Source organism: Streptomyces sp. NPDC021096 (genome assembly GCF_040641275.1).
In the GTDB taxonomy this organism is placed as follows: Bacteria; Actinomycetota; Actinomycetes; order Streptomycetales; family Streptomycetaceae; genus Streptomyces.
This window is the reverse complement of record NZ_JBFADG010000040.1, coordinates 19,669-33,215: the sequence shown is the minus strand read 5'-3', so window position 1 is coordinate 33,215 and position 13,547 is coordinate 19,669. Positions and strand designations below refer to the sequence as shown.

The following is a 13,547-nucleotide window of genomic DNA, read 5'->3' as shown; positions in this document are numbered from 1 at the left end:
CCTCCACCCTTTCGGGCCCCCACTGCGCGGGGGGGCGGGGGGGGGGGCGGGGGGCCCGGGGGGGGGGGGCCCGGGCGGGGGGGGGGGGGGGGCGGGGCGGCCGCGCCCGCCCGGCCCCTCCACCGGTCAGCTGCCGGGTCAGTCCTGGACCGCCGCCAGGGCGTCGACGATGCCGTAGCCGTAGAAGCTGTTGTTGTGCTTGGTGCCGGTGCAGGCGGCCTTCCAGCTACCCTTCCCGTCCGGGTCGTACGCCGTCGTCGGGCAGCCCGGGTTCTTCGCCTGCGCCTTGAGGAGCCACTGGATCTCCTGCGGGCTGGCCTTGGGGTGGGCGCTCTTCATCAGCGCCGCCACACCCGCCACGTGCGGGCCGGCCATCGAGGTGCCCTGCAGGTAGCCCCAGTCGCCGCCCGGCATCGTGGACAGGATGCGGCCGTCCTTGGCGGGCAGCTCGGGCACCTGGTACGAGTCGCCGCCGGGGGCCGCGACGTCCACGGCGTTGAGGCCGTAGTTGGAGTAGAACGACTTCTGCGACTTCACACCGGTGGCCGCGACGGTGACGACGCCCGGGAGCTGGGCGGGCACGTCGAGGCACTTCTTCGGGTCGATCTTGCGCGACGCCGGGGTGGAGTCGTTCGGGCTGGAGGCGTCGGTGATCTCCTTGGCCGCCAGGTCGAAGTTGGAGTTGCCCGCGGAGGCGACGTTGACCGCGCCCTTGTCCTGGGCGTACTTCGAGGCCCGGCCGACCGCGTCGGCTATCGCCTTCTGGTCGGCGTTGTCCGGGCAGTTGAACATCCACGGGTCGACGTAGTAGCTGTTGTTCGTCACCGCGACGCCGTGGTCGGCGGCGAAGACGAACGCGCAGACGACGCTCTCCGCGTAGAAGAAGCTGTCCTTCGGGGTGGACACCTTGATGCCGGAGACCTTCACGCCCGGAGCGACACCGGCAACGCCGACGCCGTTGCGGGCCGCGGCTATGGAACCGGCCACGTGCGTGCCGTGGTAGTCCTCGTCCGGGTTGAACGGGCGCCATGCGCCGGCGCTGGTGTCGGCCTTGCCGGAGACGCAGCTGGCGGACTGGCTCCTGGAGAAGTTCGGGGCTATGTCCGGGTGGGTGTCGTCCACACCGGTGTCGATGACGGCGACCGTGACGTTCTTGCTGCCCGGGTTGACCTTGGCGGCCTTGTCGGCGTTGATCGCGCCGAGGTCCCACTGCAGGCCCTCCAGCGGCTCCTGGCCGCTGGCGGCCGAGCCGGCGGCCAGCGAGCGCGCGCCGTCCTTGGACAGCTTCAGCTTCTCCGGCTTGCCGTACTCGGTGGTGGCCGCGGACTTCAGCGGCGCGGTGCGCGTGGCACCCGCCGACTCCACGCCCGGCACCGCGCGCAGCGCCTTGGCGAACTCGGGGTTCTTCGAGTGCGCGACGACGACGCCGATCTTGTCGTACGAGACCACGACGGTGCCGCCGGCCCGGATCACGGCCTTCTTCACCTTGCCGAGCGTGCCGCGGTCGGTGGTGGTGTTCACGACGTACGACAGCAGCGGACCGTCCGTCGTGACGGCGGCCTGCGGGGCGGCGTCGGCCTGCGGGGCGGCCGAGGCGGCGCCGGGCAGGAAGCCGAGGGAAGCGGTGAGTGCCAGTCCGACGGGGGCCGCCAGCAGGGCGTGCCGCCGTCTGGATCGCAGATGAGCCATGGGTACTCCACATCATCCGGAAATCCGCCCACGCACAGGCGTGAGTGGGCGGGTGCATGACGAGTGAAGCTATCGCCGATCATGGCCCCGGGCAATGAATTCACCGGAGAAACAAGGCGGAACGACCAAGAACGGCCCGTCGTCCCGAGGTGACGCGACGTCAACCCCGGGTGAACGGAGGGACCCCCGCCCGGCGCAGCGCGTCCAGGCTCAACGGGGGCAGCGCCACCCTCGGCCCGTACCAGCGGCCCGCCGCCGGGGCGACCGTGGGACGGCCCGTACCCACCGCCGGCAGGGGAGCCGTCAACCTGACGCTCCCGAAAGGGCGTCGGCCTGGGGACGGCTGAGGAGGAGTCGGGGCAGTGCTCACACCAGGGTCAACGAGGCCGAAGCCGGGCGGTTTTGCCCCGCACGGCTCCCGCTGCGACATTCGGCGAACCACCCCCTGTCGCATACTGCGGTGTCCCTCTACGATGCGTGATCCGAGTCACAGGATCGGCTCGCGCCCCGCACGTCACCTTTCAGGAGAGACCGTGGACTCAGAAGAGGCCGTGGGAACGACGCCTTCCACAGCCAGGGAGCCCGAGGAGCCCACCCGCCCCGCCATCCCCGCCCAGCCCGAGCACTTCGCCGCCGTGCACGCCAGCGCCGAATTCGCCGAACTGCGCCGGGCACACCGCTCCTTCGCCTTCCCGCTCACCATCGCCTTCGTCACCTGGTACCTGCTGTACGTCCTGCTCTCCAACTACGCGGGCGCGTTCATGGACACCACCGTCGTCGGCAACATCAACATCGCCCTCGTGTTCGGGCTGGCGCAGTTCCTCACCACCTTCCTGATCGCCTGGTGGTACGCCAAGCACGCCGCAACGAAGATCGACCCGAAGGCCGAGGCCCTCAAGGCCCGTATGGAGGCGGGGGAATGATCCCGAGCACCACTCTCGCGGCCGACGCCGCGCAGACCCTGGCCGCCGGCGGCGCCGGCGAGCACCGCACCCTGATCATCACGCTGTTCTCCGTCTTCGTCGCCATCACCCTGGGCATCACCGTCTGGGCCGGCCGCCAGACCAAGGACGCCACCGACTTCTACGCCGGCGGCCGCTCCTTCACCGGCTTCCAGAACGGCCTGGCCATCTCCGGCGACTACATGTCCGCCGCGTCCTTCCTGGGCATCGCCGGCGCCATCTCGCTCTACGGCTACGACGGCTTCCTGTACTCCATCGGCTTCCTCGTCGCCTGGCTGGTCGCCCTGCTGCTCGTCGCCGAGCCGCTGCGCAACTCCGGCCGCTTCACCATGGCCGACGTGCTCGCCTACCGCCTCAAGCAGCGCCCCGTGCGCACCGCCGCCGGCACCTCCACCATCGTCGTCTCGATCTTCTACCTGCTCGCCCAGATGGTCGGCGCCGGCGCCCTGGTGGCCCTGCTGCTCGGCGCCACCGGCGAGGGATCACGGCGCTGGATCATCGTCCTGGTCGGCCTGGTGATGGTGCTCTACGTGACCATCGGCGGCATGAAGGGCACCACCTGGGTGCAGATCGTCAAGGCGGTCCTGCTCATCGCGGGAACCCTGCTGATCACCGTCCTGGTCCTCAACAAGTTCCACTGGAACCTCTCCACCCTCCTGGGCCGCGCCGCCGAGGAGAGCGGCAAGGGCAAGTCCTTCCTGGAGCCGGGGCTGCAGTACGGCAAGGACGGCACCTCCAAGCTCAACTTCATCTCCCTCGGCCTGGCGCTCGTCCTCGGCACCGCCGGACTGCCCCACATCCTCATCCGCTTCTACACGGTGCCCACCGCCCGCGCCGCACGGAAGTCCGTGAACTGGGCCATCGGCATCATCGGCGCCTTCTACCTGATGACCATCGCCCTCGGCTTCGGCGCCGCGGCCCTCGTCGGACCCAAGGCGATCACCGCCTCGAACGAGTCCGGCAACACCGCCGCCCCGCTGCTCGCCCAGGAGGTCGGCGGCGGCGCCGGCTCCACGGGCGGGGCGATCCTGCTCGCCGTGATCTCCGCGGTCGCCTTCGCGACCATCCTCGCCGTGGTCGCGGGCCTGACCCTGGCCTCCTCCGCCTCGTTCGCCCACGACCTGTGGGCCAACGTCATCCGCAAGGGGAAGACCAGCGAGAAGGAGGAGATCCTCACCGCCAAGTTCGCCGCCGTCGTCATCGGCGCGATCTCCATCGCGCTGGGCATCTTCGCCCACCGCCTCAACGCCGCCGCCCTGGTCGCCCTCGCCTTCGCGGTCGCGGCCTCGGCCAACCTGCCCACGATCCTCTACAGCCTCTTCTGGAAGCGCTTCACCACCCGGGGCGCCCTCTGGTCGATCTACGGCGGACTGATCTCCTCGGTCACCCTCGTGATCATCTCCCCGGTCGTCTCCGGCAACCCCAAGGCCCTCTTCCCCGACCTGAGCTTCGACTACTTCCCCCTCGGCAACCCCGGGCTGGTCTCCATCCCGCTCGGCTTCTTCCTCGGCTGGGCGGGCTCCCTGCTGACCAAGGAGGCCCCGGACGAGAAGAAGTACGCCGAACTCGAGGTCCGCGCCCTCACGGGGTACGGGGCCCACTGACGCCCGTACGGCCCTCCCGCGGACGATCGCGTACGCTGCGTCGAGCGACGTACCAGCGTTTCCAGTCCGCGGGAGGGGCCACACCGTGCTCATCGACACCTACGGCCGCACCGCCACGGACCTGCGCGTCTCCCTGACCGACCGCTGCAACCTGCGCTGCACCTACTGCATGCCCGAAGAGGGCCTGCAGTGGCTCGCCAAGCCCGACCTGCTCACCGACGACGAGATCGTCCGCCTGGTGGGCGTCGCCGTCACCGCCCTCGGCGTCACCGAGGTCCGCTTCACCGGCGGCGAGCCCCTGCTGCGCCCCGGCCTCGCCTCGATCGTCGCGCGCTGCGCCGCCCTCGCCCCGCGCCCGCGGCTGTCGCTGACCACCAACGGCATAGGCCTGGCCCGCACCGCACGGGCCCTGAAGGACGCCGGGCTGGACCGCGTCAACGTCTCCCTCGACACCCTGCGGCCCGAGGTCTTCGCCGCCCTGACCCGCCGCAAGCGCCACCAGGACGTCCTCGACGGACTGGCCGCAGCCCACGCCGCGGGCCTGACCCCCGTCAAGGTCAACGCCGTCCTGATGCCCGGCCGCAACGACGACGAGGCCCCCGACCTCCTCGCCTGGGCCGTCGAGCACGGCTACGAGCTGCGCTTCATCGAGCAGATGCCGCTCGACGCCCAGCACGGCTGGAAGCGCGACGGCATGATCACCGCTGAGGAGATCCTCGCGAGCCTGCGCACCCGCTTCGCCCTCACCCCCGAGCCCGGCGCTGAGCGCGGCTCCGCCCCCGCCGAGCGCTGGATGGTCGACGGCGGGCCGGCCCGCGTCGGCGTCATCGGCTCGGTCACCCGGCCGTTCTGCGCCGCCTGCGACCGCACCCGGCTGACCGCCGACGGACAGGTGCGCACCTGCCTGTTCGCGACCGAGGAGTCCGACCTGCGCGGAGCGCTGCGCTCGGGGGCCACGGACGAGGAGATCGCGGAGCTGTGGCGCAAGGCGATGTGGGGCAAGAAGGCGGGGTCGGGCCTGGACGACCCGGCCTTCCTGCAGCCGGCGCGCCCGATGTCAGCGATCGGAGGCTGACGCCTCCCACTCCTCCAGGGTCACCACGTCCTTGAGGAAACCGCGCAGGGCAAGGAAGTTGGACAGGTGTTCGCGGTGCTCGTCGCACGCGAGCCAGGTCTTGCGGCGCTCGGGGGTGTGCAGCTTCGGGTTGTTCCACGCCAGCACCCACAGAGCGGCGGCACGGCAGCCCTTGGCGGAGCAGATCACGGCATTCTCGGGGGAGTTCACCCCTCGACTCTACGACGCCGGAGATCGTCACGGCCCCGGCAGACACGGCGACGCCGGGCAGCCACGGGGGGAGCCGCCCGGCGTCGGTCTGTCGCTCCGACGGGGGATGCGGAGCGCCTACGAAGTATGTCACGGGGTGCCCGGCGCGGGGCACCGATCCACATGATTGATCTGAGGTTTTCTTGAGCTTGTCACACCGTCCTCCGCCGGCCCGCCCGGAACCGGAGGATCAGCCGTGCTCGGGTCCCTGATCGCGCCGCGCGGAGCGGTCGTCTTCCGGGACGGGTTCCGCCACGCCGCCCGCGGGCCCCGTCGTCAGCATGGGACGGGTCGGCGCCGGGACGAACGTACCCGGCAGCGAAGGGGCGTTCTCCCGGCCCGCGTTGGCGATGACGACGGCCACGTACGGCAGCAGCGCGCCCAGGACGAGCGTGCCCACCGCCACGTAGCGCTCGATGTTCCACAGGATCACGGTCAGCACCACGGACAGGGTGCGGATGCCCATCGAGATGACATACCGGCGCTGCCGCCCGCGCACGTCCTCCGCCAGGCCCTGCCGGGCCCCGGTGATCCGGAAGACCTCCGTACCACCCAGCTTCCGCATCACGTTCCACCACCCGACTGCCGCGCCGACGCCCTTCGGGCCCGTACGTATCAACGTTACGCCGCGACCTCGCCGCGTACGAGACCGGGTCGTCCTCGGGATGGCTCACCGGCAGGCGCCCGACGTGCGCATACGGCGTACGGGCGGCTCCGACGTGCGCCGTAGGGAGCACGGCCCCAGAATGGCGGAGCACGCCACATCGCTCCACGAGGAGGCGGCATGAACTGGTTGTGGGCAATCGTCGTCGGACTGGTTCTGGGCCTGATCGCCAAGGCGATCCTGCCGGGCAAGCAGCAGGTCCCGCTCTGGCTCACCATGATCCTCGGCCTGATCGGCGCCCTGCTCGGCAACTGGGTGGCCTCGGTGCTGGGGGTCGAGCACACCAAGGGCATCGACTGGATCCGGCATCTGCTGCAGCTGGTCGGCGCGGTGATCCTGGTCGCGATCGGCGACCGGCTGTGGGTCGGGATGCGGGGGAACAAGCACAGGACCACCTGAGGGCGGTCACGGAAACACGGGGCCGAACGAAGAGGCGGCCGGCGCGCATCATGCGCACCGGCCGCCTCGAAGAGCCCTTGAGAGCGGGGACGGGTTACAGCCCGCGCAGCTCGGCGATCTTGCGGCCGGCCTTGAGGTAGACCCCGGTCACCTCGCGCCCGGCCAGCAGCTCCCGGGCCACCTCGCCCAGCGGGCGGATCGCGTCGGCCTCGGCCAGCACGAGCGCCTCCTGGCCGCCGTCGGCCTCGAGCACCAGCCGCAGGCCGTTCTGCTTGGCGACCCGGCGGGCGGCCGAGGCGCTCGGCTGGAAGCCCAGCACCTTGCTGAGCACAGCCGTGGCGGGCTCCTCACCGTGCTCGGCGAGGTCCACCACCGGCGTCTCGACCTCGGTGAAGGTCTTCTTCGAGAACTGCGCGACGAACCCGGCACGCGCCGCCATCGCCGCCTCCACGCCGTACAGCGCGGCCACGACCTCGCCGGCCAGGACCTTCTTCAGGTCCATCGGGTGAAGCGTCTTGTCCTCGATGCGGCTCAGGACCAGCGCGATCTCCGCGTCCGTCCACTCCGTCCACGCCTTGAGGTACGGCTCCATCAGCCGGTCCGGGACCGACATGATCTTGCCGAAGACGTCGTCGGCGGGCGCGGACAGGCCCACGTAGTTGCCCTTGGACTTGGACATCTTGGCGCCGGTGCCGTCCGTGCCCTCGATGAGCGGCATGGTGACGACCAGCTGCGGCTTCTGGCCGTGCACCTCCATGAGCTTGCGGCCCATCTGCAGGTTCAGCAGCTGGTCCGCGCCGCCCAGCTCCACGTCGCAGTCCAGCGCCACGGAGTCCAGGGCCTGGGCGATGGGGTAGAGCATCTCCGTCATCGTCAGGCCCGAGCCGTCGGCCAGACGGTTGCGGAAGTCCTCGCGCTGCAGCAGCTGCGAGACCGGCACCTGCGCGAGCACGCCCAGCAGCTTCGGGAAGGTGTAGTCCGCCAGCCACTCGCTGTTCTGGACGAAGCGGACCTTCTCGAAGTCGAAGAAGGGCCGGACCTGCTGGCGGTAGCCCGCGAGGTTGGCGGCGATGTCCTCGTCCGTCAGCGGCGGGCGCTCGGCCGTACGGCCGGTCGGGTCGCCGATCTTGGCGGTGAAGTCGCCGATCAGCAGGGTCACGTCGTGGCCCATGCGCTGGAAGCGGCTGAGGACGATGATCGGCACGGCGTGTCCGAGGTGGACGTCGGCCGCCGTCGGGTCGATGCCCAGCTTGATGTGCAGACCCTTGCCCTCGGCACCGCGTGCCTCGATGCGCTCGGCCAGCTTGCTCACCGCGGGCAGCACCTCGACCGTGCGCGCGGCGATCAGCTCGGCCTGGTCCTTCGCCGGCAGGTCCGTCAGGTCCAGATAGCGCCGCGCCTTCGTCTCCGTGAGCAGCTGCTCCACGGTCGAGTCGGTGGAGAGGTCCTGCGCCAGCAGTGCGCTGGCGCGCGCGACGGAGTCGCCGAGGCGTGTCATCGTGACGTTCCTGTGGTGGTTGTCGGACAGCGGACAGACCGAGTCTATTTGCTCGGCGCAACCGATTTGGTTCCGGTCATACGCCCTGGCTCACCGAGCTCATGTTGAAGTCCGGAATCCGCAGGGCCGGCATCGCCGCCCGGGTGAAGTAATCCCCCCACTCGCGCGGCAGCGTCGGCTCGGTCCGGCCCGCCTCGGTGGCCCGGCCCAGCAGCCCCACCGGCGACTCGTTGAAGCGGAAGTTGTTGACCTCGCCCACGACCTCCCCCTTCTCCACGAGGTACACGCCGTCCCGGGTCAGCCCGGTCAGCAGCAGGGAGGCCGGGTCCACCTCGCGGATGTACCACAGACAGGTCAGCAGCAGGGCCGGCCCGTCGTGGCCGCTCGCGGCGACCATCTCGGCCAGGGAGCGGGTGCCGCCCGCCTCCATGATCAGGTTGTCGGCGTAAGGGGTCACGGGCAGGCCCGTCAGGCCCGCGCTGTGCCGCGTGGTCAGCAGGTGCTCCAGCACCCCGTCGCGGATCCAGTCGGTGGCGGCGAGCGGCAGGCCGTTGTCGAAGACCGACGCGTCGTCGCCGGAGCTGCCGGTCAGCACGAACGGCGCGCACTCCAGCCCCGGCGCGTGCGGGTCGCTGCGCAGGGTCAGCGGCAGGGGGGAGAGCTTCTCCCCGATCCGGGTGCCACCGCCGGCCTTGGAGAAGACGGTGCGGCCCTCGGCCGCGTCCCGGGCCGCCGCCGACCACTGCTGGTAGACGAGCAGATCGGCCACCGCGGTCGGCGGCAGCAGCGTCTCGTACCGCCCGGCGGGCAGCTCCACCTTCCGCCCCGCCCACGCCAGCCGCTCGGCCAGCTCGGCGTCCATCGCCCCCGGGTCCACGTCCGAGAAGTCCCGGGTCGCCTGCCCGGCCCACGCGGAACGGCTCCGGTCCGGGCTCTTGGCGTTCAGCTCCAGGGCCCCGGTGGGCTGGTCGTGGCGCAGCCGCAGCCCGGTGGAGGTGCCCAGATAGCTGGAGACGACCTCGTGGCGGGCGAAGCCGTACAGCTCCCGGCCCGCGGACCGGGCCCGGGCGAAGGCCTCGCCGAGCGCCGGGGCGAAGCCGTCGAACACGGCCGAGGAGGTCTCCTCGGGCGCCTCGGCGAACGCGGGGGAGTGCGGCACCCCCGTCACCAACGGCTGCGCGTCCTCGGCGGGCCCCGCCTCCCGCGCCGCCGCCTCCGCCGCCCGCACCAACGGCTCCAGATCGGCAGCGGTGACGGCCGACCGCGACACGACCCCCGAGGCGGTGCCCTCGGCGCCGTCCACGGTCGCGATCACGGTGACGTCCCGGCCCCGGGTGACGCCGTTGGTGGTGAGCGCGTTGCCGGCCCAGCGGAGGTTGGCGGTGGAGTGCTCGCCCGCGATGACGACACAGCCGTCGGCACGGGAGAGCTCGAGGGCGCGCTCGACGACCTCGTGGGGCTTGTTGCTCTTGCGGGACCTCACTGACCGGCCTCCTGTGTGGTGTTCAGGATGTTCACGCCCCGGAAGAGGGCGGACGGGCAGCCGTGCGACACGGCCGCGACCTGCCCCGGCTGGGCCTTGCCACAGTTGAAGGCACCCCCCAGGACGTACGTCTGCGGGCCGCCGACGGCGGCCATGGATCCCCAGAAGTCGGTGGTGGTCGCCTGATAGGCGACGTCCCGCAGCTGGCCCGCCAGTCGCCCGTTCTTGATCGCGTATGCCCTCTGCTGTGTGAACTGGAAGTTGTAACGCTGCATATCGATCGACCACGACCGGTCGCCCACCACGTAAATACCGTCGTCCACACCGGAGATGAGCTCCTGCGTCGATGGCCCGTCCGGCGCGGGCTGCAGCGAGACGTTCGCCATCCGCTGCACGGGTACGTGCGAGGGGGAATCGGCGTACGCGCAGCCGTTGGAGCGGCCCATGTCGGTCAGGCGGGCGGTGCGGCGGTCCAGTTGGTAGCCGACCAGGATGCCGTCCTTGACCAGGTCCCAGGACTGGCCGGCCACGCCCTCGTCGTCGTAGCCGACGGTCGCCAGGCCGTGCTCGGCGGTCCGGTCGCCGGTGACGTTCATGATCTGCGAGCCGTACTCGAGGGTGCCCAGCAGGTCGGGCGTCGCGAACGAGGTGCCCGCGTACGCGGCCTCGTAGCCCAGCGCGCGGTCCAGCTCGGTGGCGTGGCCGATGGACTCGTGGATGGTCAGCCACAGGTTGGAGGGGTCGACCACCAGGTCGTACGAGCCCGCCCGCACGCTCGGCGCGCGCATCTTCTCCGCGAGCAGGGAGGGGATCTCCGCCAGCTCGGCGTCCCAGTCCCAGCCGCCCGCGCCCGTCAGGTACTCCCAGCCCCGTCCGACGGGCGGGGCCAGGGTGCGCATGGAGTCGAAGCCGCCGGTGGACTCGTCCACCGCCACCGCCGTGACCTGCGGGTGCAGCCGGACGCGCTGCTGGGTGGTGGTCGTCCCGGCGGAGTCCGCGTAGAACTTGTTCTCGTGCACGGCCGTCAGCGACGCGTCGACGTGCGCGACGCCCTCCGCCGCCAGCAGCCGCTCGCTCCACTGGGCGAGGAGCCCGGTCTTCTCGGAGTCCGCGACCGTGAACGGGTCGATGTCGTACGCCGAGACCCACGTCCGCTCCGCGTGCACCGGCTCGTCCGCCAGCTCCACCCTCTCGTCGGACCCGGCGGCGGCGATGACCTTGGCCGACAGCTTCGCCATCGCCACGGCCTGGGACGCCACCCGTGCCGCGGCGTCCATCGTCAGGTCCACACCCGAGGCGAACCCCCACGTGCCCCCGTGCACCACCCGCACCGCATATCCCAGGTCGGTGGAGTCCGAGGAGCCCGACGGCCGGGCGTCCCGCAGCCGCCACGAGGCGCTGCGCACCCGCTCGAAGCGGAAGTCCGCGTGCTCGGCCCCCAGCGCGCGCGCCCTCGCCAGGGCCGCGTCGGCCAGGGGGCGCAAGGGCAGCGCGAGGAACGAAGGATCGATCTCATGCGGCACGGTCCACTCTCCTTCTCGGTGTGTGGGGGCAGTGAACCACGCCCTCGGCGGGTGGCGGCCGGGTAATCCCGGACCGGGTTCTGTAGAGATCCAACAGTGACTGCGCGCCGCCCCTGTCGCAGGTCGATCGTCCCTTCCGCGACCACTACCGATACGTTCGGTGTATCCAGCACCACTATGGCAACAAACGGAAGGGTGATCCTTTGAGCCGCTCGGTTCTCGTCACCGGAGGAAACCGTGGCATCGGCCTCGCCATCGCCCGCGCGTTCGCCGAGGCGGGCGACAAGGTCGCCATCACCTACCGCTCGGGTGAGCCGCCGGCCGGCTTCCTCGCCGTGAAGTGCGACATCACGGACTCGGAGCAGGTCGAGCAGGCATACAAGGAGATCGAGGAGAAGCAGGGCGCGGTCGAGGTGCTGGTGGCCAACGCCGGCGTCACCCGTGACCAGCTGCTGCTGCGCATGTCCGAGGAGGACTTCACCTCCGTGGTGGAGACCAACCTCACCGGCACGTTCCGTGTGGTCAAGCGCGCCTCGAAGGGCATGCTGCGGGCCCGCAAGGGCCGTGTCGTGCTGATCTCCTCCGTCGTCGGCCTGATGGGCTCGCCCGGCCAGGCGAACTACGCCGCCTCCAAGGCCGGCCTCGTCGGCTTCGCCCGCTCGCTCGCCCGTGAGCTGGGCTCCCGCAACATCACCGTCAACGTCGTCGCGCCCGGCTTCGTGGACACCGACATGACCCGTGTGCTCACCGACGAGCAGCGCGCGGGAATCGTCGGCAACGTCCCGCTGGGCCGCTACGCGCAGCCCGAGGAGATCGCCGCCTCGGTCCGCTTCCTCGCCTCCGAGGACGCCGCATACATCACCGGAGCCGTCATTCCTGTCGACGGCGGAATGGGAATGGGTCACTGATCGCCATGAGTGGAATCCTCGCAGGCAAGCGCATCCTCGTCACGGGTGTCCTCACCGAGTCCTCGATCGCCTTCCAGGCGGCGAAGGTCGCCCAGAACGAGGGCGCCGAGGTCATCCTGACCGGCTTCGGCCGGCTCTCCCTGGTCGAGCGCATCGCCAAGCGGCTGCCCAAGCCGGCGCCGGTCATCGAGCTGGACGTCACCAACCAGGAGCACCTCGACGGTCTCGCCGACAAGGTCCGCGAGCACCTCGGCGACGACGTGCCCCTCGACGGCATCGTGCACTCCATCGCCTTCGGCCCGCAGGGCGCCTTCAACTTCCTGGAGGGCACCTGGGAGGACGTCTCCACGGCCGTGCAGGTCTCGGCGTACTCCTACAAGTCGCTGACCATGGCCCTGCTGCCGCTGATGCGCGAGGGCGGCTCGGTCGTGGGCCTGACCTTCGACGCGCAGATCGCCTGGCCGAAGTACGACTGGATGGGCGTCGCCAAGGCCGCCCTGGAGTCCACCAACCGCTACCTCGCGCGCGACCTGGGCCCCAAGGGCATCCGCTGCAACCTGGTCTCCGCCGGCCCCATCAAGTCGATGGCCGCCAAGTCCATTCCGGGCTTCGAGGAGCTCGCGGACGTGTGGAACCACCGCGCCCCCATCGGCTGGGACCTGGCCGACCCGGAGCCGGCCGGCCGCGGCGTGGTCGGTCTGCTGTCGGACTTCTTCCCCCGCACCACGGGTGAGATCGTCCACGTCGACGGCGGCGTGCACATGATGGGTGCCTGAGCCCCGACGCCTCGAGCGATGCCCGTCCCGGATGCCTGCCGGGGCGGGCATCGCGCGTTCCCGGGACCGCCTCCGGGTCGTGCGGCGCGGCGCACCACCGCACACTGGGGTGCAGGGAGGAGGTACGGGCCATGCGCGTCCTTGTTCGCCGTGCGGCGGCACTGCTCCTGCTGGCGAGTGCCGCGCTGTCGGTCGCGCCGCCCGCGAGCGCCGCCGGGTCCCGGGCCGCCGCCCCCGAGCCCCCGCACGAGGCGGAGTGCCACACCCGCGTCGAGGGCTCCCGCGCCACCGCCCACTGCTTCAACGGCAACGCCGTCCTGGACCGCGTCCAGCTGCACCTGGAGTGCGCCCGCTGGTGGGACCCCGGCATGGACACCGCGCCCGTCGCCGTCGGGCCCGCCCGGCACGTCTCGCTGAGCCAGCGCTGCTGGCTGGGCATACGCCACGCCTGGGTGACCCATACGCCCGGATGACGGCGGTCCGGACGGGGGTGGGAGACTGTGCCCATGCCCGTCCTCGACGAGAACCCCAAGAACGGCCAGAAGGCCCTGCTGACCATCCTCGGCGTGATGCTCGGCATCACCGTCGTCATCGCGGTGATCGCGACGATCGCCTCCCCCTGAGCCACGCGGCCGACCGTGCGTCGGCGCCGCCCGTCCGCCCTCGTGGTGGAGCTGGCACCACCGTCCCCTAGGGGGCGGGCGTCAGGGGTATGTG

Annotated in this window: 14 protein-coding genes; 8 read left to right on the top strand and 6 right to left on the bottom strand. The window is 71.2% G+C overall.

From position 1 onward, the window contains the following. Nucleotides 1-138 precede the first annotated feature (138 nt). A complete protein-coding gene (locus AB0G59_RS28490) occupies nucleotides 139-1,689 on the bottom strand; it encodes a S8 family serine peptidase (RefSeq protein WP_360917447.1) in 1,551 nt (516 codons plus the stop codon). A gap of 605 nt (nucleotides 1,690-2,294) precedes the next feature. Between AB0G59_RS28490 and AB0G59_RS28485 the strand changes: the two genes are divergently transcribed. The 3 genes from AB0G59_RS28485 to moaA all read left to right on the top strand — a co-directional run bounded on the left by AB0G59_RS28485 (nucleotide 2,295) and on the right by moaA (nucleotide 5,330). Continuing rightward, nucleotides 2,295-2,612, top strand: coding sequence for a DUF485 domain-containing protein (locus tag AB0G59_RS28485; protein WP_360917451.1), 318 nt, complete (start codon nucleotides 2,295-2,297; stop codon nucleotides 2,610-2,612). Continuing rightward, on the top strand, nucleotides 2,609-4,255 hold the full coding sequence (locus AB0G59_RS28480) for a cation acetate symporter (RefSeq protein WP_360917444.1): 1,647 nt from the start codon (nucleotides 2,609-2,611) through the stop codon (nucleotides 4,253-4,255). The genes AB0G59_RS28485 and AB0G59_RS28480 overlap by 4 nt, the downstream gene beginning before the upstream one ends. Nucleotides 4,256-4,340: 85 nt before the next feature. Next, nucleotides 4,341-5,330 (top strand): GTP 3',8-cyclase MoaA, encoded by a 990-nt coding sequence (gene moaA, locus AB0G59_RS28475; RefSeq protein WP_360917441.1) that lies wholly within the window; start codon nucleotides 4,341-4,343, stop codon nucleotides 5,328-5,330. Here moaA and AB0G59_RS28470 read toward each other — a convergent pair. Beyond that, nucleotides 5,313-5,540 (bottom strand): hypothetical protein, encoded by a 228-nt coding sequence (locus AB0G59_RS28470; RefSeq protein WP_071965560.1) that lies wholly within the window; start codon nucleotides 5,538-5,540, stop codon nucleotides 5,313-5,315. The genes moaA and AB0G59_RS28470 overlap by 18 nt on opposite strands. Nucleotides 5,541-5,769: 229 nt before the next feature. Continuing rightward, nucleotides 5,770-6,144, bottom strand: coding sequence for a DUF3099 domain-containing protein (locus tag AB0G59_RS28465; RefSeq protein ID WP_360917429.1), 375 nt, complete (start codon nucleotides 6,142-6,144; stop codon nucleotides 5,770-5,772). A gap of 219 nt (nucleotides 6,145-6,363) precedes the next feature. On the opposite strand from AB0G59_RS28465, the gene AB0G59_RS28460 reads away from it, so the two are divergent. Next, complete coding sequence (locus AB0G59_RS28460; RefSeq protein ID WP_360917426.1) at nucleotides 6,364-6,642, top strand: GlsB/YeaQ/YmgE family stress response membrane protein; 279 nt, start codon at nucleotides 6,364-6,366, stop codon at nucleotides 6,640-6,642. Between the two features lie 94 nt (nucleotides 6,643-6,736). Here AB0G59_RS28460 and tyrS read toward each other — a convergent pair whose 3' ends face one another. The 3 genes from tyrS to AB0G59_RS28445 all read right to left on the bottom strand — a co-directional run bounded on the left by tyrS (nucleotide 6,737) and on the right by AB0G59_RS28445 (nucleotide 11,146). Then, nucleotides 6,737-8,140 (bottom strand): tyrosine--tRNA ligase, encoded by a 1,404-nt coding sequence (gene tyrS, locus AB0G59_RS28455; RefSeq protein WP_360917423.1) that lies wholly within the window; start codon nucleotides 8,138-8,140, stop codon nucleotides 6,737-6,739. Between the two features lie 76 nt (nucleotides 8,141-8,216). After that, nucleotides 8,217-9,623: a metallopeptidase TldD-related protein gene (locus AB0G59_RS28450; protein ID WP_360917420.1), complete on the bottom strand. Its 1,407-nt coding sequence runs from the start codon at nucleotides 9,621-9,623 to the stop codon at nucleotides 8,217-8,219. Further along, entirely contained in the window at nucleotides 9,620-11,146 is a 1,527-nt protein-coding gene (locus AB0G59_RS28445; RefSeq protein WP_360917418.1) for a TldD/PmbA family protein, read from the bottom strand. The genes AB0G59_RS28450 and AB0G59_RS28445 overlap by 4 nt, the downstream gene beginning before the upstream one ends. Nucleotides 11,147-11,349: 203 nt before the next feature. Here AB0G59_RS28445 and fabG point away from each other — a divergent pair, with 203 nt between their 5' ends. The 4 genes from fabG to AB0G59_RS28425 all read left to right on the top strand — a co-directional run bounded on the left by fabG (nucleotide 11,350) and on the right by AB0G59_RS28425 (nucleotide 13,453). After that, complete coding sequence (fabG, locus tag AB0G59_RS28440; protein WP_360917415.1) at nucleotides 11,350-12,054, top strand: 3-oxoacyl-[acyl-carrier-protein] reductase; 705 nt, start codon at nucleotides 11,350-11,352, stop codon at nucleotides 12,052-12,054. Nucleotides 12,055-12,059: 5 nt separating this feature from the next. Beyond that, nucleotides 12,060-12,830, top strand: a complete 771-nt coding sequence (gene fabI / locus AB0G59_RS28435) for an enoyl-ACP reductase FabI (protein ID WP_360917412.1) — start codon at nucleotides 12,060-12,062, stop codon at nucleotides 12,828-12,830. 131 nt (nucleotides 12,831-12,961) lie between these two features. Then, on the top strand, nucleotides 12,962-13,303 hold the full coding sequence (locus AB0G59_RS28430) for a hypothetical protein (RefSeq protein WP_071965660.1): 342 nt from the start codon (nucleotides 12,962-12,964) through the stop codon (nucleotides 13,301-13,303). Nucleotides 13,304-13,336: 33 nt separating this feature from the next. Beyond that, complete coding sequence (locus AB0G59_RS28425) at nucleotides 13,337-13,453, top strand: SGM_5486 family transporter-associated protein (RefSeq protein WP_360917408.1); 117 nt, start codon at nucleotides 13,337-13,339, stop codon at nucleotides 13,451-13,453. The last annotated feature ends 94 nt before the right edge of the window (nucleotides 13,454-13,547 follow it).

Excerpts from the sequence above, each read along its gene's own strand:
- AB0G59_RS28490 (WP_360917447.1), bottom strand. The coding sequence starts at position 1,689 with ATGGCTCATCTGCGATCCAGACGGCGGCACGCCCTGCTGGCGGCCCCC.
- AB0G59_RS28480 (WP_360917444.1), top strand. The coding sequence starts at position 2,609 with ATGATCCCGAGCACCACTCTCGCGGCCGACGCCGCGCAGACCCTGGCC.
- AB0G59_RS28465 (WP_360917429.1), bottom strand. The coding sequence starts at position 6,144 with ATGCGGAAGCTGGGTGGTACGGAGGTCTTCCGGATCACCGGGGCCCGG.
- AB0G59_RS28460 (WP_360917426.1), top strand. The coding sequence starts at position 6,364 with ATGAACTGGTTGTGGGCAATCGTCGTCGGACTGGTTCTGGGCCTGATC.
- tyrS (WP_360917423.1), bottom strand. The coding sequence starts at position 8,140 with ATGACACGCCTCGGCGACTCCGTCGCGCGCGCCAGCGCACTGCTGGCG.
- fabI (WP_360917412.1), top strand. The coding sequence starts at position 12,060 with ATGAGTGGAATCCTCGCAGGCAAGCGCATCCTCGTCACGGGTGTCCTC.
- AB0G59_RS28430 (WP_071965660.1), top strand. The coding sequence starts at position 12,962 with ATGCGCGTCCTTGTTCGCCGTGCGGCGGCACTGCTCCTGCTGGCGAGT.
- AB0G59_RS28425 (WP_360917408.1), top strand. The coding sequence starts at position 13,337 with ATGCCCGTCCTCGACGAGAACCCCAAGAACGGCCAGAAGGCCCTGCTG.